Genomic DNA, 20,444 nt, shown 5'->3' with positions numbered 1-20,444 from the left:
GGGATCAGAAGGTGACGCCGGCGGTCAGCATGAAGGTGCGGCCCGAGGCCGGCACCGCGCGCGAGGCGTTGAAGGCCGAGGCGTAGTTGCGGTGGTCGGTCAGGTTGTAGGCGTTGAGCGCCAGGGACAGGTTGTTGATCTCGTAGGACACCACGCTGTCCAGCGAGACCGTCTCCGGCACGCGGCCCGTGTTGGCGCTGTCGGCCCAATATTCCGAGGCGTACTGGATGCCGCCGCCGACCATGACCCTGCCGGGCACGACGCCGGGGGCGAACTCGTAGGTCGACCACAGGCTGGCGTTGTGCTTCGGGACGTTCGGCGCCTCGTTGCCGACGACCGCCGCGTTGGTGCGCGACTCCTTCACCTCGCCGTCGAGGTAGGCGTAGCTGGCGTAGACGCTCCAGCCCTCGACCACCTTGCCGCTCACCCCGGCCTCGAAGCCGCGGATGCGGGTGCCGAGACCGGCTTCGGAGAAGCCGTCGGTGACCGTGCCGGTGGCCGGATCGACCGAGTAGGTGTTGCTCTTCTCGATCTGGAACAGCGCGCCGTTCACACCCAGCCGCCCGCCGAAGAAGTCGGCCTTGCCGCCGATCTCGTACAGGTCGGTCTTCTCCGGGTCGAAGTCGCGCCCGTCGCGCGGATTCTCCGCCGAGCCGTTGGTGAGCTGCGCGGCGATGTCCACGCCGATCGGCTTGTTGGAGCGCGCGTAGGAGAAATAGAGCGACGCGTCCTTGGTCGGCTCGTAGATCAGGCTGGCCGACGGGCTGAGCGTGCGGGTGGTCGCGCTGCCGCCCGCCACCGCCGGGTCGGCGGCCCGGAAGGTGCTGCGGAAGTAATCCCAGCGCAGGCCGCCCTGCACCGACAGCTGGTCGAACAGCCACACGCGGTCGGTGACGAACAGGCCGGTGTTGGCGACGCTGGACTCGCGCACGCCGGTCGCCGGATAGGTGAGGAAGGCGTTGGCCGGGTAGCTGTGGCTGGGGTTGCGGATGGTCTGGGTGTTGGTGCGGTTGACCCAGCTGCCGCCGCGGCGCTCGTCCTTCTGGTAGCTGAGGTCCAGGCCGCCGTTCACCTTGTGGTAGAGACCGAGGAAGTTGCCCTCCGCCTTCGCTCCGGCGACGTTCTGCACGCCCCAGCCCTTCTGCTTGAAGGCCAGGCCGCCGCCGGCGCCGTAGCCGATCACCGGGTTGCCGCCGTTCAGAAAGAGCGTGGTGTTGGGCGCGGTCGGCGCGCCGGGAGTGGTGGCGGCGAAGTCGCGCTTGTAATGGCTGTAGCGGCTGTCGTTGTAGAAGGACAGGGTCTTGCTGACTTCGTGGGCCAGGGTCGAGGTGACGACGTGGTTGTCGGTGTCGTCACGGTCCTGGTCGCGGATGTAGGACGTGGACCGGTCCAGCCCGAACTCGGTCGCCGGGCGGAAGGTGCCGTCGCGGCCGCGGATCATGGGAACGCCCATATCCGGGATCTTCTCGCCCTTCAGGTAGGAGTAGTTCAGATGCCAGGTCGTCGGGGTGCCCAGCCCCACGCCCAGGTCGGCGGCGATGCCCTTGCGCTTGGCCTCGACCTCGTCGCGGTCGGCGACGTCCTGGTCGTGGAACAGGCCGTTGATGCGCAGCGCCGTCGTCTCGTTGATCGGCTGGTTCACGTCCACCGTGGTGCGGTAGGTGGGGCCGGAACCGACCGACTGCTCGACCTTGTAGCGCTTGTCCAGCCCGGCCTTCTTGGTGCCCTGGTTGATGACGCCGCCGGAGTTGCCGACACCGAAGCCGTTGCCCGACGGCCCCTTGAAGACCTGCACCGTCTCGGTGTTGAAGACGTCGTGGGTGTAGACGCCGAAGTCCTTCAGGCCGTCGGTGTAGATGTCGCCGCGGGCGGTCAGGCCGCGGATGCGGAACTGGTCGCCGTTCTGGCCGCCGTTGCCCTCGCCGGTCGAGATGGTGATGCCGGGGACGTTGCGCAGGACCTGTTCCAGGGTCGTGGCGCGCTGCTGCTCGATGATCTCTTCCGGAATGACGTTGACGACGCGAGGCGTGTCCTTGACCGTGTCGGGCAGGCGGGAGATGCCGGTGGGCTTGGCGTTCACGTTGCCGGTGTCGGCCGGGCGGTCGGCGCCGACCCGCACCGGGTCGAGAACGGTGGCGTCACCGGCCGCGGTGCCCGGCGCGGTCCCGGTCCCCGAACCGGCCCCCGCACCGGCCGTCTGCGCCTCGGCCACCGTCGCCAGGGTGGAGAAGGACATCGCCAGCCCCGCCGTCGCGGCGGCGCCGGCGATGATGGGTCGGAGGCGGTCGGGGACATTCGATTGCAACATGAGGCTCTCCCGAAAAAACGTCGTGGCGGATGCGCCGATCAGCGGCGGGTATCTACCAAGCGGGGAGGCGCCCCCTTCAACGGCGATCATTCAGAATAATTCTAAATTGCAAAATCACCCTTGTTCAGCCCCATCGCATGCGGGGATATGTCGTTTGGCGAAGGCCCATGAGGGACCCTCCGGCAGCCCGCCCAGACGTGGGCCGACACCCGCTTTTCATATGTGCTACAACGAGTTAAAATGTCTGTTCAGGCGTTTTCAGAGGATCGCGCGGGAGCGTGCGAAACCGGGCTGTTGCAAAGCAGCAACTACGATAATAAGAATTATTCTCAATATGCGGGGGCGCCGCGGCCCGAACGTCTTTTGTCCGTCAGGACGGAATCCGGACCGCCATCGCGCCCTGCCCGAGACGGGCCTTCCAGAGCTGTTCGGCCAGCCGGAGGGCGTCGGCGAAGGCCGGTCCGGCGGCGCCGGGAAGGGCGAACAGGGCGAAGGCGGCGGTGCCGACGATGATGCGCTCCGCCCGCGCGTCGCGCACCGCACCGGTCCACACCCCCTGCCAATATTCCAGGCTGGTGCCGCGCGGGCGCGGCGTCGGCGGCGGCTCCTCCATGCAGGCGGGCAGGATGAGGTCCTCCGCCGCGCCGTTGACCAGCCGGTGGATGGAGGACGGGCGGAAGGGCGTGAACTGGGCGACGTCGCGCACGCTGCCCAGCACGGCCATGTGCTTCCAGCCGAGGATGCGGGCGGCGTCGCGGTGCAGTTCCCGGTAGGTCGGCTTGGCCGCGCCCAGCAGGGAGGTCTTGGCCTTGGCCGGCTTCAGCAGATGCACGGCCTCGAACACGGCGGAACGGGTCTGGGTCAGCCGGTGCAGGCCGATCAGCCGGTAGATCTGAGGGGACAGGGCGGCGAGCGGGGCGTAGGCGATCCGCTGCGCCGCCAGAGCCGCCGCGATCTCCCGCGCGTTGGTGCAGACCGGGATGCCCACGGTGGGCGCGATGAACTCGTACCGGCCGGAGGCCGCGCTGCAGCCCGTGCCGCCGTGCAGCAGCACCCGGTGGCCGGCCTGCGCGACCAGCCGGGCGGCGTGAAAGAACCAGGGCGGGTTGTGGTAGTTGGGCGAGGTGAAGCAGGGCCAGTCGATGTCCGCCTGGATCGTCCGGCCCAGCCCGGCGGCGACGTGCGCCCGCATCGCCCGCACCATCCCGGCCAGTTCCGGCGCGGTCGAGCCGCGCATCCGCATCATGCCGAGAAGCGCGCCGACCTGGACCGGATCGGCCTCGCCCGCCAGGATGATGGTCATCGCCTCCTCCGCCTCCTCGGCGGTCAGCGGGCGGCCATGGCCGCCCCCGGCGATGCCCAACACGCCGATGTGGCGGGCCAGACGGTCCTGCGCCGGGGCATCCGGCCCGATCCTCTGCAGTTTCGCGTCGACCCGGGCCGGCGACGGTTGCCCCTCCAGCAGGCCGGCGGGCCGCACCTGGAGCGGCGGCGCCGCGATGCCGGTCGGCACGTTCCAGCGCGGATCGAAGGTTTCGTCGAGCGCCGGGCGTTCCGCCGCCGGCTCGAACAGAGCGTCGATCCCGCGGGCCATCGCCTGGACGCGCGGGCGCAACTCTTCGGCGAACGGCGTGGGCACCAGGCCGCGGCCGGAGCGGATGAACAGGGGATCGCCGAACGCCTCGCGCATCTGCCCCAGGAGCCGGCTGAGCGCCGATGTCTGCAGACCGAGGTCGCGGGCGGCCAGCGTGACGTTCCGTTTCGACAGCAGCGCGTCCAGCGCGACGATCAGACGGCCACGGGACAGCCGATTTTCCTGGTCGCGGGGAACGGCCTTGCCCTGAGCGGACGCCTCCGGTTTCGGATGCGGCGTTCCGTCCTTCCTCTTGACCGTCATGTGAGTTCAGCCCGAATGCGGTTGCCTGGCCGGTTCACGGCTGCATACCATGATAATGATACGCATTCGCATACCAACGCAACACGCACGGAGCCCCCGTCCCTCCCACGACGGAAACGGGCCGGCGGCTTCGGAAGCTCAGTCCTCGGACGCTGCGGGCTTGGGGGCCGCAGCCTGCTCCGCCTGAATCCGCTCGACGATGCGGGTCAGCGCCGCCGCGTCGAACGGGCTGTCCATGTTCAGGTCCTGGGCGAACTTGCGGATCACGCCGATGGCGCGGCGCCGGGTCACGATGTCGACGTCGCCGGGCCGCGTCCGCTCGACCACCGGCCCCTTGTAATAGCCGCTGCCGACGCGCCACTGGCGCTGGCCGTCCGCCCGCCATTTGGTGCCGTCGGACAGCACCATGCAGCGGTTGCCCTCGGTGAAGGCATCGACGGTGGCGATCCTCTCGGGGCCGGTCTGGCTGTTGTGGATCGTCACCTGATCCCCGACCCTGAACGCTGTCATTCCCTGATCATCCTCATCTCTGTCAGTCGCTGTCCGATGGCGGCCCGCCGGAATGGAGCCGCGTGCCCTGGTCGCTCTCGCGCCGCTCCTCCACCGCCGCCATCAGCCGCGACTTCGCGGTGGCGCGGCTGTCGGGAGCGCCGTCCGCCTTTGGTTGCCCCGGCGGCTGGCTCCGCGAGGCGGAGCGAACGCCGTTCAGCGCCGCCAGGAAACCGGTGGCCGGACGCATGGTCCTGCCGCCGCGCAGGCCGGGCGGCGCCCCGGGAGGAGGCGCCAAAGGCGGCGACGCCGGGGGTTGCGGCTTCGCCGCAGCGATGGGGGCGACCTCGGCCTCCCCTTCCCCATGCGGCACCCGCCGTTCGGCGGCCTCGGCACGGGCCAGGGTGGTGGCGCGCTCCACGACCAGCGTCCGGCATTCGCCGTCCAACGTCTCGTAAACGCGCTTGGCCTCGTTCAGTTCATGCACGTCTTCCGTTTCCAGCGTGCGGTCCAGCGCGCTGGACAGCATCCGGAACTCCAGCACGCCCGGCACCCGCGCCTCGTCCACGGCGCGCTTCAGCACGCCGACAGCTTGCAGGGTTTCACGGTCCAGGGCGCCTTCGGGCATCGACATGCAGTGGGTTGAGCGACGGGATAACCCGAAATATCGGCTGAGGCCGGGCGGGGTCAAGTGCGATCCGGCACCGTTCCGTCTTCACCCTCCGGTTCGACCGCACCGCGTCTTTGCAGCCACAGGGCGACGAGCCAGCACAGCGCGGCCCATCCCGCCCCGACGCACCAGCCCGCCAGGACGTCGGTCGGCCAATGGACGCCCAGATAGACGCGGCTGCAGCCGACCAGCAACGTCACCGCCATCGCCACGACGAGCACGTAGGCCTTCTGCCGCCTTCCCTCGACGAAGCGCGCCAGCATCGCGCCCAGCGTCAGGAAGACGACCGCCGACAGCAGCGAATGGCCGCTGGGGAAGCTGGCGGTGAAGACGATGTCGCCGTGGGGGACGATGTCCGGACGCTCCCGTCCGATCTGGTTCTTCAGCAGGCCGCTGATCGCCATGCCGCCGCCGACCGACAACAGCACGAGAAGCGACGCCCCGCGCTTTCCCCGAAGCAGCAGGAAGCCCACCGTCACCGCGGTGATCAGCGACAGCACCGTAATGCTGCCCAGCGCCGTGACATCGCGCGCCGCGTTGTGAAGCCAGGGCGGCCCCAGCGGCGTCGTCGGATCGCCGGCCACCCGCAGCGCCATCAGCACCGCGCGGTCGAAGGCCGCCGTCTCGCCCTCGATGACCTCGCCGGCCAGCAGGGCGAAGGCCAGGATCAGCCCGGCGCTGACCGCCATGCCGACGAGAAGCCGCAACTCGTGCCGGCCGAGCCTCGTCCAGAAGCCGGGTGCCCTCAATCCTGCCAGCGCCATCGCCCGTCCCATGCCTCCCGTCGGTCGCAGACCGGTTATGGGAACGCCGGCCTCCGGGGAAAAGGTCCGCCGGGCCGCAGTGGACGCCGCCGAATGGTCAACCCCGCAAACATAAAGATATCTTTATGCTTGCGGGGTTCCGAATGCGCTGCTACACCAACGCCACAGCGGGCCGGTGCGCCCGCCCCTCATCATTGCTGTACCGCAAACAGCCGCCCAGGAGACCCCCCGATGGCCGCGCCCGCCAACTTCACCGACTACAAGGTCAAGGACATCAGCCTCGCCGAGTGGGGCCGCAAGGAAATCACCATCGCCGAGACCGAGATGCCCGGCCTGATGGCGCTGCGCGCGGAGTTCGGCGAGACGAAGCCGCTGGCCGGCGCCCGCATCGTCGGCTGCCTGCACATGACCATCCAGACCGCCGTGCTGATCGAGACGCTGACCGCTCTCGGCGCGACCGTCCGCTGGTCGTCCTGCAACATCTTCTCGACCCAGGACCAGGCCGCCGCCGCCATCGCCGCCGCCGGCATCCCGGTCTTCGCCTGGAAGGGCGAGACGGAGGAGGAGTTCTGGTGGTGCATCGAGCAGACCCTGCGCGGTCCCGATGGTTGGACCCCGAACATGATCCTGGACGACGGCGGCGACGTCACCCAGATCATGCACGACAAGTATCCGGAGATGCTGGCCGAGGTCCGCGGCCTGTCGGAGGAGACCACCACCGGCGTCCACCGTCTCTATGAGATGATGAAGAAGGGCACGCTGAAGGTTCCGGCCATCAACGTGAACGACAGCGTCACCAAGTCGAAGTTCGACAATCTCTACGGCTGCCGCGAGTCGCTGGTCGACGGCATCAAGCGCGCCACCGACGTGATGGTGGCCGGCAAGGTCGCCGTGGTCGCCGGCTACGGCGACGTGGGCAAGGGCTCCGCCGCCTCGCTGCGCTCGCAGGGCGCCCGCGTCCTGGTGACGGAGATCGACCCGATCACCGCGCTCCAGGCCGCCATGGAAGGCTATCAGGTCGTCACGATGGACGAGGCCGCCCCGCAGGGTGACATCTTCGTCACCGCGACCGGCAACGTGGACGTCATCACGCTGGACCACATGCGCCAGATGAAGGACCGCGCCATCGTCTGCAACATCGGCCACTTCGACAGCGAGATCCAGATCGAGGCTCTTCGCAACTACAAGTGGGAAGAGGTCAAGCCGCAGGTCGACGAGGTCGTCTTCCCCGACGGCAAGCGCCTGATCGTCCTGGCCCAGGGCCGTCTCGTGAACCTGGGCTGCGCCACCGGCCACCCGAGCTTCGTGATGAGCGCCAGCTTCACCAACCAGGTGCTGGCCCAGATCGAGCTGTGGACCAACGCCGCCAGCTACGAGAACAAGGTCTACGTCCTGCCGAAGCACCTGGACGAGAAGGTCGCCCGCCTGCATCTGGACAAGATCGGCGCCAAGCTGACCACGCTCTCCGCCAAGCAGGCCGAGTACATCGGCGTGAAGGTCGAAGGCCCGTTCAAGCCGGACCACTACCGCTACTGATCAGCGGGTCCGGACGGATCGGAACGGAAAGGGCCGCCCAATGGGCGGCCCTTTCTGTGTTTGGGGTGAGCTGTTGCCCCCACCCTTCCCACGGCTGACGCCGCGGGCCCCTTCCCTCCCCCGCTGACGCAGGAGAGGGAGTTTATCCCCTCCCCTGCGAAGCGGGGGAGGGTCAGGGAGGGGGCAAGACTTCCCCTCTGCCGAACGTTACCGCCGCACCATCGGCCCCAGATCCTTGCGGATACCGGCGTCCAGCCGGGCGTTCAGATCGTCCATCATGCGGCGGACGAGGTCCTGCAAGGTCGCCTCGCGGTCGGCCACCGAGATGTTCTCCGGCACCGTGGTGGACTGGGTCACCGTCGCCTTGGTCATGCCGCGGAAGGTCGTCTCGCCGGGCAGTTCGCCGCCGATCTCGACCTCGATCCGCCCGTCGTAGCGCTGGGCCTGATCGTTGGTGAAGTAACCCTTCACCCCGCCGGTCTTGGGAAGCTGGACCTCGACAATGCTGGCGTCGCGGATGGTGACGCGGACGCGGCCCGGCCCGCCCGCGGCCTGGAGCCGCTCGTTGGCCCAGCGGCGCACCGCCTCGGCGGGCGGCAGGGGGATGCGCTGGTCGACGGTGGTGCCGGCCGGCCGGTGGGCGTCCACCACGTCGACGCCGCCCGCGTTCAGGACGATCGGGCCAAAGTTGGAATAGTCGATGGGCCGGGCCGCCGGACGCGGCGGCGTGCTCTGGCAGGCCGTCAGGGCCATGGTGGCGAGTGCGGCGGCGAGAACGAAACGGCGGGTGGGCATGATCGCTCCGGTGAGACGGAAAAACGGCGCGGCACTATAGCCGCGCCGTTTCCCAAGCGCATCCGGAACCTGGAGCCCTCTACTTCGCCGTCCCGTAGACCCGGTCGAGGTCCGCGTCGTCGAAGTGGTAGGCGGTGGAACAGAACTGGCAGACCACCTCGACCCGCCCGTCGTCGATCTTCAGATCCTGCACCTCGGCGCGCGGCAGGCTGGACAGCATGTCCGACACCCGCTCACGCGAGCAGCGGCAGCCGAAGCGCAGGGCCTTGGGCTGCCACACCCGCACGCCGTCCTCGTGGAACAGGCGGAACAGCAGGTCGCGGGCCGGCAGGTCCGGGTCGAGAAGCTCGTCGCCGGTGGTGCTGGACAACAGGACCATGGCGCGGCGCCACGCGTCCTCGTCGCCGGAGCCGAGCACCTTTTCCGTGGCGTCCTGCGGCAGGCGCTGGATCATGATGCCGCCGGCCCGCCAGGCGCCCTTGCCGCCGTCCGGCAGGGTTTCCTGGTCCACCGACACGGTCAGGCCGGTGTCGATCTGCTCCGACTGGCGGAAATAATGCTGCACGCAGTCGGCCAGCGTCTTGCCGTACAGCTCGACGATGCCCTGGTAGCGCTCGGTGTTCGGCCCCTGGTCCACGGTGAAGGCGATGTGGCCCTTGCCGAGCAGGGCCGGCGCCGGGGCGATGGCCACGTCGTCGGCGGCCTTGGCCAGGGCTTCCTCGTCGAACTGGGCGTAGGCGCGGATGTCGCCGACCGAGGTGATGTCCGCCACCATCAGCCGGACCGGCCCGTCGCCCTTGGTCTGGAGCGTGAAGATGCCGTCGTACTTCAGCATGCTGGACAGCAGCATGGCGAGCGTCATCGTCTCGGCCAGGAAGCGGGCGACCGGCTCCGGGTAGGCGTGGCGGGTCAGGATTTCGTCCAGCGCGGGGCCCAGCTTCACCATGCGGCCGCGCAGGCGCGACGCCTCGATCTGGAAAGGCAGAACGAGATCGTCGGTGATCGGTTGGACGGAGTGAGGCGCCGGGCCATGACTCCAATTCCAAGGGCTCTCAGCCCCAAGTGCTCTTAAATAGTGGCGCCGAGGCACCATGCCAGTATGGCCTTCTGGGCGTGCAGGCGATTTTCCGCCTCGTCCCAGACGACCGAGTGCCGGCCGTCGATCACCCCGTCGGTCACTTCCTCCCCGCGGTGGGCGGGCAGGCAGTGCATGAACAGGGCGTCGGGGGCGGCGAGATCCATCAGCGCCTCGTTCACCTGATAGGGCGACAGGATCGCCGCCCGCTCGTCCACGTCGGTGTTGTGCATCGAGGCCCAGGCGTCGGTGACCACGCAATCGGCGCCGCGCACGGCCTCCTCCGGCGAGGTGGTGACGGTGATCCGCCCGCCCTCGCGCTTCACCCAGTCGAGCAACTCCGGCGCCGGGCCGTAGATCTCCGGGCAGCCGAGGCGGATCTCCACGCCGAGGCGCACCGCCACATGGACCCAGCTCACCGCCACGTTGTTGACGTCGCCGATCCAGGCCACCGTGCGCCCTTCGATGGGGCCGCGATGCTCCTCGAAGGTCATCACGTCGGCCATGATCTGGCAGGGGTGCGACTGGTCGGTCAAGCCGTTGATGATCGGCACCGAGGCGAACTCGGCCAGCTCCTGCACGCGCTCCTCGCCCATGGTGCGGACCATCACGGCGTCCACGTAGCGCGACAGCACGCGGGCGGTGTCGCCGATGGTCTCGCCGCGGCCGAGCTGCATGTCGTCGGGCTTCAGCACCACCACGTCGCCGCCGAGCTGGCGCATGCCCACCTCGAAGGAGACGCGCGTACGGGTCGACGGCTTCTCGAAGATCATCGCCAGCGTGCGGCCCGCGAACAGCGAGCGGTAGGCCGGGATGTCCTTCTTGATGGTCGCGGCCATGGCGAGGATCCGGCGCAGGGTCGCCTTGTCCAGCCGGTCGATGTCGAGGAAATGACGGACGGCGGACATCACACCAGCTCCTTCGCGGTCTTGGCGAGGATGGTCACAGCCTCCTCCACCTCGGCCTCGCCGATGTTCAGCGGCGGCAGCAGCCGGACCACGTTCTCGCCCGCCGGAACCGACAGCAGGCCGTTGGCGCGCAGCTTCGCCACCACGTCGCCGACCGCCGGGCCGCAGGCGAGGCCGAGCATCAGCCCCTGGCCGCGCACGCCCGTGAAGACCGACGGGTTCTCGGCCACGAGGCCGGCCAGACGGCCCTGGAGCAGCCCGCCGATGCGCTGCACATGGTCGAGGAAGCCGGGCTCCAGCACCTTGTCCAGCACGGCGTTGCCGACCGCGGTGGCCAGCGGGTTGCCGCCGTAGGTCGAGCCGTGGGTACCGGCGGTCATGCCCGACGCCGCCTTCTCGGTGGCAAGGCAGGCGCCCAGCGGGAAGCCGCCGCCGATGCCCTTGGCCACCGCCATGACGTCCGGCGTGATACCGGCCCATTCATGGGCGAACAGCTTGCCGGTGCGGCCCATGCCGCACTGGATCTCGTCCAGGAACAGCAGCAGCCCATGCTCGTCGCAGATCGCGCGCAGGCCGCGCAGGAACTCCACCGAGCCGGCGCGGATGCCGCCCTCGCCCTGGATCGGCTCCACGCAGATGCCGGCGGTCTGGTCGGTCACGGCGTTGCGCACCGCCTCCAGGTCGCCGAAGGGCACGAGGTCGAAGCCGTCGAGCAGCGGGCCGAAGCCCTTGATCAGCTTCTCCTGCTGCGCCGCCGACACCGCGGCCAGCGTGCGGCCGTGGAAGGCCTGCTCGAAGGTGATGATGCGGGTGCGGGCCTTGTCGCCCTTCTCGTAATGGTATTTGCGGATCAGCTTGGCGCCGCACTCCCACGCCTCGGCGCCCGAGTTCGTGAAGAACACGGTGTCGGCGAAGGTGGCGTCGGTCAGCCGCTTGGCGAGGCTCTCCTGCCCGGCGACCCGGAACAGGTTGGAGGTGTGCCAGAGCTTGTGCGCCTGGGCGGTCAGCGCCTCGACCAGATAGGGGTTCGCGTGGCCGAGGACGTTCACCGCCACACCGGCGGCGAAGTCCAGGAATCGTCGCCCGTCGGTCGCGTACAGATACGGACCTTCGCCGCGCTCGAACACGATGTCGGCGCGGGCATATGTGGGCATGACGACCGGAATCACAGCGAAAACCTCCGAATGAGGAAAGCCCGGCGGACACCCTCGCCCGCCGGGAACCGTCGAATATCAAGATGTCACTTCACGCTGTCAACGGATTGGCTACGCCAACCGGCTGAATTCGGCCGAATTCCGGCGGATTTACGCCTTCAGCTTGTAGCCCGTCTTCAGCATGCGCCAAGCCAGCCACCACAAGCTGCCATTGACGGCCAGCATGACGAGAATCCCGATCCCCAGCGTGCCGTCCGACCGTCCGATGAAGCCGTAGCGGAAGCCATCGATCATGTAGAAGAACGGGTCGAAATGGGCGATCCACCAGAACACCGGCGGCAGCGTCTCCACCGAATAGAAGGTGCCGGACAGGAAGGACAGCGGTGTCACCACGAAGTTGGTCACCGCCGCGATGTTGTCGAACTTCTCCGACCAGATGCCGCCGACCAGCCCGAGCAGCGACAGCAGCATGGAGGCCATCAGGGCGTGGAAGATCACGAACTCCGGATGGGCGATGCGCACCGGCACGAAGGCCCAGATGGCCAGCCCGGTGACCAGCCCGACCAGCAGGCCGCGCGTCACCCCGCCCATCACGAAGCCGAAGGCCAACTCCAGCGGGGCCATCGGCGGCATCAGGATGTCGACGATGTTGCCCTGGACCTTGGCGATCACCACGGAGGAGGAGGTGTTGGCGAAGGCGTTCTGGGCCATCGCCATCATGATCAGGCCGGGGGCCAGGAACTCCAGATAGGGCACCGTGCCGATCATCCGCACCGCACCGCCCAGCGCCAGCGCGAAGACGGCGTAGAACAGCAGGGTGGTGACCACGGGCGCCCAGACGGTCTGCTGGTGCACCTTCAGGAACCGGCGCACCTCGCGCGCGTAGAGGGTCCACAGGCCGACCCAGTTGACGGCGCCGACCTGGCGGGGCATGGGAGGGAGAGGATGAGTCATCGCACCACGATCAACAGGAATGGACCGGACTTTAGGGCGCGGCGCCCGTTCCGGCAACCGCCCCCGGACGGGAGACAGCCATGACCCGCGACCAGCCGTCGGCCCGCAAGCCGCCGCGCCTCGTAACCGCCCAGTATCTGGAGAACGCGGCCCTGCACTATCTCCAGCGCTTCGCCAGCTCCTCGGCCAGCCTGCGCCGCGTGCTGATGTGCAAGGTCGACCGCTCCGCCCAGGCCCACGGCACCGACCCGGCGGAGGGGGCGCGCTGGGTCGAGGACCTGATCGCCCGCTATCTGCGCAGCGGCCTGCTCAACGACGCGGCCTACGCGGAGATGCGCGCGGCCAGCCTGCACCGTCGCGGCACCTCGACCCGCGCCATCCGCGAGAAACTGTCCGCCAAGGGAATCGGGCGCGACGAGGCCGACCGCGCGCTGGAGTCGCTGGACGAGGAGGTCGAGGGCGACCTGAACCTGACCGCCGCCCTGGCGCTGGCCCGCCGCCGCCGGCTCGGCCCCTACCGCCTGCCGGAGAAGCGCGCGGAGTTCCGCGACAAGGATCTGGCGGCGCTGGGCCGCGCCGGCTTCGCCTACGACATCGCCCGGCGGGTGGTGGACGCCGACGACCCCGACTCGGTGGAATAACCCCCTCCCCGCCCCGGCCCGTTCGCCCCGTCCGGCTGTTGTTCGGCAAACGCCACCGGTTCCGGGGAAACAGTCATGCGCCACGCCGCCCTCGCGGGCCTTACCCTCGCCGCCGGGCTGCTCGCCGCCGGGTTGCCTGCCGTCGGGACCGCCCGCGCGCAGGATGACAAGCGCATGGCGCTGTCGTCGGAGCTGCCGATCACCGTCGAGGACGCCGCCGCCATCGAGAAGGGCAGCGTCGATGTGAAGGTTCGCGCCTTCTTCGAGCGGCTGAAGGGGGACGGCGGGCGCAACCGCCTGTCCTTCGACCCGGAACTCCAGGTCGGTGTGGCCAACGGCCTGGCGCTGAAGGTCAATCCCGGCTACCGCGTGGGCAACGCCGACGACGCCCAGCAGGGCGACGTCACGCTGTCCGCCGAATACAACATCCGTGAACCGTCGCAAGGACGGCTGGGCCTCTCGGTGGAGCCGCTGGTCAGCATCCCCTACGGGTCGGGGAGCAAGACGACCGAGGCCGGGATCACCGGGCGCCTGACCCAGCCGCTCGGGACCGCCGCCGGCGCGCCGCGCCTGCACGCCAACCTGTCCTGGCGGCATCGGTTCGATCCGGCTTCGGACGAGCGCGAGAACCGCTTCATCATGGCCGCCGGAATGAACGCACCGGTCGGCCCCGCCACCGCCGTGGCCTTCGACGTGGTGCGTGAGCAGTCGGAGGAGCGCGGCAAGGCTGACAATTTCGTGGAGGCCGGCGTCCGGCATCTCGTCGGCGAGAACCTTGCCGTGGGAGCCGGGATCGGCGTTGGGTTCGGCCCCGATTCGCCGCGCTACCGCCTGCTGCCCCCCCCCCCCCCCCCCCCCCCCCCCGGCACTCTCAACCGGGATTCGGTGCAACCGAGAGTCGGAGTCGTCCTGGTGTGGGGTTCAGCACCCGGCCGCGGAGTTTGCCGCTCCGCGGTGACATCACCAGAATCGCCTGGATGCGCTCCGGCGCCTCCAGGCGGTCAGCCTCAGGCCGCGACGGCCTGCTGCTTGTCCTGGGCCTTGGCGATGCGGCGCTTCAGGCGGCGCGCTTCCAGGCTGAGGACGTCGTCCTTCGCGTCGAGCAGGAAGGCGTCGAGGCCGCCCTTGTGCTCGATCGAACGGATCGCGTTGGTGGAGATACGCAGGCGCACCATCTGACCCAGAGCGTCGCTCAGCAGCGAGGTTTCCTGCAGGTTCGGCTGGAAACGGCGGCGGGTCTTGTTGTTGGCGTGGCTGACGTTGTTGCCAAACTGCGTGCCCTTACCGGTCACGGAGCACCGACGTGCCATCGGACTGATCCTTTATTTTTGCAAATGAAACCCGGTCCCGGGCAGCATTCCGCCCGAAGGAGGCGGCGTTATAGTCGAACAAGCGCGCGCCCGTCAAGGAAGGAAGAGACGGGCGCGCGCCGATCGACGGTCTCCGGGCCGGCGGAGACCGCGATCCGGTGGAATCACTCGGCGGCGGGAGCGGCGGCCTTCGCAGCCTCCACCTTCGGCGCGTCCGCCTTGGGGGCTTCGACCTTCGGGGGTTCCGCCTTCACGTCCGCCTTCTTTTCCTCGACCTTCGGAGCGGCCTTCACGTCGGCCTTCACGTCGGCCTTCTGGGCCTCCGGCTTGGGCGCCGGGGCGGGAGCCGCCTCGACCTTCGGCGTTTCGGCCTTCACCGGCTCCGCCTTCGGAGCGGGCGCCTCGGCCTTCGGCGCGGCCTTGGGAGCGGCGGCCTTGGCCGGAGCCTTGCGGGCCGGCGGAGCCTTCTGCGGCGCCGGGGCGAGAGCCGGCTCTGCCTTCGCTTCCGCCTTCACCTCGGCCTTCTTCTCTTCGACCTTGGGCGCCTCGACCTTCGGAGCTTCCGCCTTCGGGGCGGCCTTCGGAGCCGGCGCAGCCACCGGGGCGGCCTTGGGCGCCGGGGCGGCCGGCGACAGGGTCACCGGGGCGACGCCCAGCTCGGCGGCGATCTTGGAGGAGACGTCGAGGACGGTCTGCACTTGGTTGACGACGCGGGCCTGGGCGACGGTCGCCCATTCGCGCTGCACGGCGACGAGGTCGGCCGGGCTGCGCACCTTGGCGAATTCACCGGCGAGGTGGGTCGTCTCGCCGATGCCGGCGTTCACGCCGTCGAGCAGGCGGCGGCAGCCGTCCTGCATCACGCCGGCGACGCGGGTGCCGCGGGCGGCGTAGGTCTCGGCGCCAGCCTTGCCCAGCGGCGACAGGGCCAGAGGCCCCAGAGCCAGGGAATTGAAGCGCTCGAAAAGATCAAGAAAGTTGGCGGCCATGTCCTAAGGTCTCCCGTTGACGACTCGACGCGGAGGCGGTGTCGGACAAGTCAACTCCGGCTCATACCCCAGGAGACTGCGGGCAAACCTCTCGCCCAAGCGCCATGAAGACGCTCCTTTCCCGCCCACGCCACCTTATGCACGGGAGAATCGCGGCGCAACGGAAATGTTGCGGTGCAGCATACCCGAAAGGACCTACTCCACCGCGCGTCCGAGGAACTTTTCAAGCAGAACGCGTGCAGCGGCGGTCGGGGTGATGGCGCCGCCGGTCACACGGGTTTCCAGCGCGGACAGGTCGGCGCGCACGGCGGGATGTGCCTTGAAGGCGTCCACCAGCGTCTCGCGGATTTCGCTCCACAGCCAGGCGCGGGCCTGCTCGGCTCGGCGCGTGGCGCGGACGCCGGACGTCTCGGTGATCGCCTTGTGCTCCCCGATGGTGTCCCACACCGAATCGATGCCGGCCTTGGTGATGGCCGAGCAGCTCAGCACCGGCACGCGCCAGTCGCCGTGGCGCAGCAGGGTCAGGGCGTGGCGGTAGTCCGCGACGGTATGCCGCGCCGTGTTCGCGAGGTCGCCGTCCGCCTTGTTGACGACCACGAGGTCGGCCAGCTCGACGATGCCCTTCTTGATGCCCTGAAGCTCGTCGCCCCCGGCGGGCAGCAGCAGCAGCATGAACAGGTCGACCATGTCGGCCACCGCCGTCTCCGACTGGCCGACGCCCACCGTCTCCACCACGATCACGTCGAAGCCCGCCGCCTCGCAGATCAGCATGGCCTCGCGCGTGCGGCGGGCCACGCCGCCCAGCGTGGCGCCGGCGGGCGAGGGACGGATGAAGGCGTTCGGTTCGCGCGACAGGTCCACCATGCGGGTCTTGTCGCCCAGGATGGAACCGCCGGTGCGCTGCGACGACGGGTCGATGGCCAGCACCGCCACCTTGTGCCCCCGCGCGATGACGTGCTGCCCGAAGGCCTCGATGAAGGTTGACTTGCCCACCCCCGGCACGCCGGAAATGCCCACCCGCACCGAGTTGCCGGTGTGGGGCAGCAGCGTCTCCAGCAGGGCGTCGGCCTGGGCGCGGTGGTCGCGCCGGGTCGATTCGATCAGCGTGATGGCGCGGGCGAGCGCGCGGCGGTCACCCCGCAGCACCGCGTCGGCGAGCGCGGCGGGGGTGTTGAGGGCGGGAGCGGTGGTCATGCAGGGAACCTAGCGGGCGCGGCGGGCGCGGTGAAGCCCCCGCGTCGATCCGCCCGCCTCCGTAAGCGTCACGCCGCCTTCGCGACCAGCCCGTCCAGCCAGACCTCCAGCGCGGCGAACAGGGCGACCGCCGTGGCGCAGGCCGCCTGCACCGACTCGGGCGTGTCCAGATCGCTTTCCAGCCGGGCGAGCAGCGCCTTCCAGCGGCCGGCCATGTCGATTCCGGCGGACGCCAGGAAGCGCGCCCCGCGCGTGGCGTCGAACCCCAAGGCACGGGTGACGTTGGGCAGCATCGCCCGCCCGCCATGGGCGGAGCCGTCGAGCACGTAGCGCGCCGCCAGCCGTGCCGGCAGGCCGTCCAGCGCCGGCAGCGCCCCGGCCACCGGCAGGGCATCGGCGTCCACCCCCAGATCGGCCAGATCGGCGCGCAGCAGGTCCAGCCGTTCGGTCCCCTCGCCGCCCAGCGCCCGCTCAATGGGGGCGTTGAAGCCGTGCAGGGCGATCAGGGCGTCGCGGTACTCGTCCGCCGTGATCGACGGGCTGGTCAGCGGGCGCAGCACCGCCGCGCGGTCCAGCCGTTCATGGATGTCGCGGGTCGCCTCTCGCAGCGCCTGCCGTACCGGTCCCACAAGGATGCTCCGTCGTGATGATGAGGTTAAGTGGGGGCGAGGACTTCCGGAACCGGTTCCGGCCCCTGGGAGGATTCCTGCTGCCGCGCCCACAATGCGGCATAGGCGCCGCCGCGCGACAGCAGTTCCATGTGGCGTCCCCGTTCGATCACACGCCCGGCCTCCATCACCAGGATCTCGTCGGCGTCGATCACGGTGGACAGGCGGTGCGCGATCACCAGCGTGGTGCGGCCGCGGCTGACCTCGCGCAGGTTGGCCTGGATCTCCCGCTCGGTGTGGGTGTCGAGCGCCGAGGTCGCCTCGTCGAACAGAAGGATCGCCGGGTTCTTCAGGATGGTGCGGGCGATGGCGACGCGCTGCTTCTCGCCGCCGGACAGCTTGAGCCCACGCTCCCCCACCGTGGTCTCGTAGCCGTCGGGAAGCGCCATGATGAAGGTGTGGATGTGGGCGAGCCGCGCCGCCTGCTCGACCTCCGCCGGGCTGGCGCCGGGGCGGCCGTAGGCGATGTTGTAATAGACGGTGTCGTTGAACAGCACCGTGTCCTGCGGGACGATGCCGATGGCGCCGCGCAGCGATTGCTGGGTCACCTCCCGGATGTCCTGCCCGTCGATCAGGATGCCGCCGCCCGACACGTCGTAGAAGCGGAACAGCAGCCGCCCGATGGTCGACTTGCCCGCCCCGGACGGGCCGACGATGGCCACCGTCCGCCCGGCGGGCACGGTGAAGCTCACCCCCTTGAGGATCGGGCGCCGCGGGTCGTAGCCGAACTCCACCCCGTCGAAGCGCAGCTCGCCCCCCCTGATGGCCAGCGGGGGAGCGCCCGGCCGGTCGGCCACCTCGCGGTCCACCGACAGCAGCGTCACCATCGATTCCACGTCGATCAGCGCCTGCTTGATCTCGCGGTAGACCACCCCGAAGAAGTTCAGCGGCTGGTAGAGCTGGAGAAGGTAGGTGTTGACCAGCACGAAGTCGCCCAGCGTCATCGTGCCGTTGACGATGCCGCGCGCCGCCATGCCCATGACCACGGCCAGACCCAGCGAGATGATCGCCGACTGGCCGATGTTCAGCAGCGACAGGCTGCGCTGGCTCTTCACCGCCGCCTGCTCGTAGGAAGCCAGCGCCTGGTCGTAGCGCCGGGCCTCGTGCCCCTCGTTGCCGAAATACTTGACGGTCTCGTAGTTCAGCAGGCTGTCCACCGCCTTGGTGTTGGCCTTGTTGTCGGTCTCGTTCATGGCGCGGCGGAACTGGATGCGCCATTCCGACACGAAGAAGGTGTAGGCGATGTAGCTGCCCACCGTGGCGAAGGTCGCCAGCGCGAACCAGCCGTCGAACATCCGCCACAGGATCACGCAGACCAGCGTGATCTCCACCAGCGTCGGCACGATGGAGAACAGGGCGTAGCGCAGCAGCGTCTCGATGGCGCGGGTGCCGCGCTCCAGCGAACGGGTCAGGCCGCCGGTCTGCCGCTCCAGATGGAAGCGCAGCGACAGGGCGTGCAGGTGCTGGAAGACCGACAAGGCGACCTTGCGGATCGTGCGCTGGGCGACGTTGGCGAACACCGCGTCGCGCAGCTCGGCGAAAACCAGCGACATCACGCGCGCCAGACCATAGGCGACGATCAGCCCCAGCGGGATGGTCACCAGCGCCCCCGCGTCCCCCGGCGACAGGGCGTCCACCGCCCGCTTGTAGAAGAGCGGCACCCAGACGTTCGCCACCTTGGCGCCGACCAGCAGGACCAGCGCCACCACCACGCGCAGCTTCGTCTCGAAGGAATCATGCGGCCAGAGATAGGGGACGAGCGAGCGCAGCGCCGCCATGTCGCCGGTGCTGGACGCGGCCTCCGCATAGGAGGGGGCCGGGCTGGGAGTGCTGGTGCGGCGGCGCATGGAGGGGTCCGGGAATTGGATCGGTTGCCAAAAGCGGCTGCCCTAAACTAGGGCCACTTGCGGGGCCAACCAAGGAAGACGGGCCGTGCGCCGGTTGCATGGCGGCCCACCGGAGCGTTTCCACACGGTTTGCGGGAATCCGTCTCCGAAAAATTGCACGCGGACGAAAGGATAAAACCGTATTAGACTTATTGTCTATCTCCGTTGGCGAGGGCTGCGGAGCGATTGCCGCATAGGGCCGAACGTGCTGAAAAATCTCTCCCTGACCGCCAAACTGTCCCTGCTGAACGTGCTGGGGCTGTTCATCCTGGCCATCGTGCTGACGCTGGCCTCCAGCCACGTGCTGAGCGACCGCAGCGCCGCCTCCGCTCAGGAGCAGCGGGAGCGCAGCATGGCGCTGGCCCACATGCTGCTGAAGCAGAACGGCGCCGACTACAGCCTGCGCGACGGCGCGCTGCATGTCGGATCGGTGCGGATCGACGGCGACACCCGCATGGTCGACCAGATCCGCGCGCTGACCGGCGGTGCCGCCACGGTGTTCCGCGGCGATACCCGCGTCGCCACCACCGTGCAGAACCCCGACGGCAGCCGGGCCAACGGCACCAAGCTGGGCGCCGGGCCGGTCTTCGACAGCGTCATCACGCAGCGCAAGCCCTACCGCGGCGAGGCCGACATCCTGGGCGAGCGCTACTTCACCTCCTACGACCCGCTGCTCGACGCCTCCGGCTCGGTGGTCGGCGTGCTGTTCGTCGGACTGAAGCGGGCCGACGTGATGAGGGTGGTGGACGAGGTGGAGCGCACCATCCTGGTGGTGGCGCCGCTGGTCACGCTGGCCTTCGGTCTGATCAGCTTCTTCCTGGTCCGCCGCCAGATGGGCGCGGTGCGGGCGATGAGCGCGACCATGCACGACCTCGCCGCCGACAAGCTGGACGTCGCCGTTCCCGGCCTCGACCGCGGCGACGAGATCGGGCAGATGGCCCAAGCGGTGCAGGTGTTCAAGGACAACGCCATCCAGAAGAGGGCGATGGACGAGGCCGAGCGCGAGCGCCTGGAGGCCGAACGCCGCGCCGACGAGGCGCAGCGCGCCCGCGAGACGGCGATCGGCGAGGAGATCGCCGCGCTGATCGACGGCGTGTCGAAGGGCGACCTGTCGCGCCGCCTCGACCTGACCGGCAAGGACGGCTTCTACAAGACCATGTCGGCGGGCATCAACCGCCTGACCGACACGGTCGAGGCGGTCATGGTCAT

General features: G+C 69.3%; 18 protein-coding genes. 3 read left to right on the top strand and 15 right to left on the bottom strand.

Annotated elements, in window-relative coordinates; genetic code table 11:
* Positions 1-4: 4 nt before the first annotated feature.
* The 5 genes from AC1DVI_RS25420 to AC1DVI_RS25400 form a co-directional block, all read right to left on the bottom strand.
* Positions 5-2,308 (bottom strand): TonB-dependent receptor, encoded by a 2,304-nt coding sequence (locus tag AC1DVI_RS25420; protein WP_476960339.1) that lies wholly within the window; start codon positions 2,306-2,308, stop codon positions 5-7.
* A 370-nt stretch (positions 2,309-2,678) separates the two neighbouring features.
* On the bottom strand, positions 2,679-4,205 hold the full coding sequence (locus tag AC1DVI_RS25415) for a glycosyl transferase family protein (RefSeq protein WP_476960338.1): 1,527 nt from the start codon (positions 4,203-4,205) through the stop codon (positions 2,679-2,681).
* Positions 4,206-4,343: 138 nt separating this feature from the next.
* Positions 4,344-4,715 carry a hypothetical protein gene (locus AC1DVI_RS25410; protein WP_476960337.1) on the bottom strand — a complete coding sequence of 124 codons (372 nt, stop codon included), beginning with the start codon at positions 4,713-4,715 and terminating at the stop codon, positions 4,344-4,346.
* Positions 4,716-4,737: 22 nt separating this feature from the next.
* The gene (locus AC1DVI_RS25405; RefSeq protein ID WP_476960336.1) at positions 4,738-5,328 is read right to left on the bottom strand and encodes a hypothetical protein; all 591 of its coding nucleotides are present in this window, start codon (positions 5,326-5,328) and stop codon (positions 4,738-4,740) included.
* A gap of 53 nt (positions 5,329-5,381) precedes the next feature.
* Positions 5,382-6,140, bottom strand: coding sequence for a phosphatase PAP2 family protein (locus AC1DVI_RS25400; protein ID WP_476960335.1), 759 nt, complete (start codon positions 6,138-6,140; stop codon positions 5,382-5,384).
* Between the two features lie 219 nt (positions 6,141-6,359).
* Between AC1DVI_RS25400 and ahcY the strand changes: the two genes are divergently transcribed.
* On the top strand, positions 6,360-7,664 hold the full coding sequence (gene ahcY, locus AC1DVI_RS25395) for an adenosylhomocysteinase (RefSeq protein WP_137104541.1): 1,305 nt from the start codon (positions 6,360-6,362) through the stop codon (positions 7,662-7,664).
* A 207-nt stretch (positions 7,665-7,871) separates the two neighbouring features.
* Here the strand turns inward: ahcY and AC1DVI_RS25390 are convergent, their stop codons facing one another.
* The 5 genes from AC1DVI_RS25390 to AC1DVI_RS25370 all read right to left on the bottom strand — a co-directional run bounded on the left by AC1DVI_RS25390 (position 7,872) and on the right by AC1DVI_RS25370 (position 12,550).
* Positions 7,872-8,459: a hypothetical protein gene (locus AC1DVI_RS25390; RefSeq protein ID WP_476960334.1), complete on the bottom strand. Its 588-nt coding sequence runs from the start codon at positions 8,457-8,459 to the stop codon at positions 7,872-7,874.
* 79 nt (positions 8,460-8,538) lie between these two features.
* The gene (locus tag AC1DVI_RS25385; protein WP_476960369.1) at positions 8,539-9,462 is read right to left on the bottom strand and encodes an Hsp33 family molecular chaperone; all 924 of its coding nucleotides are present in this window, start codon (positions 9,460-9,462) and stop codon (positions 8,539-8,541) included.
* A 65-nt stretch (positions 9,463-9,527) separates the two neighbouring features.
* Positions 9,528-10,442 (bottom strand): ornithine carbamoyltransferase, encoded by a 915-nt coding sequence (gene argF / locus AC1DVI_RS25380; RefSeq protein ID WP_476960333.1) that lies wholly within the window; start codon positions 10,440-10,442, stop codon positions 9,528-9,530.
* The gene (locus tag AC1DVI_RS25375) at positions 10,442-11,596 is read right to left on the bottom strand and encodes an acetylornithine transaminase (RefSeq protein ID WP_476960332.1); all 1,155 of its coding nucleotides are present in this window, start codon (positions 11,594-11,596) and stop codon (positions 10,442-10,444) included. The genes argF and AC1DVI_RS25375 overlap by 1 nt, the downstream gene beginning before the upstream one ends.
* Positions 11,597-11,746: 150 nt before the next feature.
* On the bottom strand, positions 11,747-12,550 hold the full coding sequence (locus tag AC1DVI_RS25370) for an ABC transporter permease (protein WP_149166543.1): 804 nt from the start codon (positions 12,548-12,550) through the stop codon (positions 11,747-11,749).
* Between the two features lie 80 nt (positions 12,551-12,630).
* Here AC1DVI_RS25370 and AC1DVI_RS25365 point away from each other — a divergent pair, with 80 nt between their 5' ends.
* Positions 12,631-13,191: a regulatory protein RecX gene (locus tag AC1DVI_RS25365; RefSeq protein WP_476960331.1), complete on the top strand. Its 561-nt coding sequence runs from the start codon at positions 12,631-12,633 to the stop codon at positions 13,189-13,191.
* 1,007 nt (positions 13,192-14,198) lie between these two features.
* Here AC1DVI_RS25365 and rpmB read toward each other — a convergent pair.
* From rpmB to AC1DVI_RS25340, 5 genes are all read right to left on the bottom strand, one after another.
* On the bottom strand, positions 14,199-14,501 hold the full coding sequence (gene rpmB / locus AC1DVI_RS25360; protein ID WP_476960330.1) for a 50S ribosomal protein L28: 303 nt from the start codon (positions 14,499-14,501) through the stop codon (positions 14,199-14,201).
* 164 nt (positions 14,502-14,665) lie between these two features.
* The gene (locus AC1DVI_RS25355; protein WP_476960329.1) at positions 14,666-15,487 is read right to left on the bottom strand and encodes a phasin family protein; all 822 of its coding nucleotides are present in this window, start codon (positions 15,485-15,487) and stop codon (positions 14,666-14,668) included.
* 195 nt (positions 15,488-15,682) lie between these two features.
* A complete protein-coding gene (gene meaB / locus AC1DVI_RS25350; RefSeq protein WP_476960328.1) occupies positions 15,683-16,681 on the bottom strand; it encodes a methylmalonyl Co-A mutase-associated GTPase MeaB in 999 nt (332 codons plus the stop codon).
* Between the two features lie 68 nt (positions 16,682-16,749).
* On the bottom strand, positions 16,750-17,310 hold the full coding sequence (locus AC1DVI_RS25345) for a biliverdin-producing heme oxygenase (protein ID WP_476960327.1): 561 nt from the start codon (positions 17,308-17,310) through the stop codon (positions 16,750-16,752).
* Positions 17,311-17,336: 26 nt separating this feature from the next.
* Positions 17,337-19,196, bottom strand: coding sequence for an ABCB family ABC transporter ATP-binding protein/permease (locus tag AC1DVI_RS25340; RefSeq protein WP_476960326.1), 1,860 nt, complete (start codon positions 19,194-19,196; stop codon positions 17,337-17,339).
* 244 nt (positions 19,197-19,440) lie between these two features.
* Between AC1DVI_RS25340 and AC1DVI_RS25335 the strand changes: the two genes are divergently transcribed.
* On the top strand, positions 19,441-20,444 hold a 1,004-nt coding region (locus AC1DVI_RS25335; protein ID WP_476960325.1), incomplete at its 3' end, for a cache domain-containing protein.

The organism is Azospirillum sp. P4_B5, from assembly GCF_056402275.1.
This window is presented reverse-complemented; position numbering and strand designations above follow the sequence as displayed.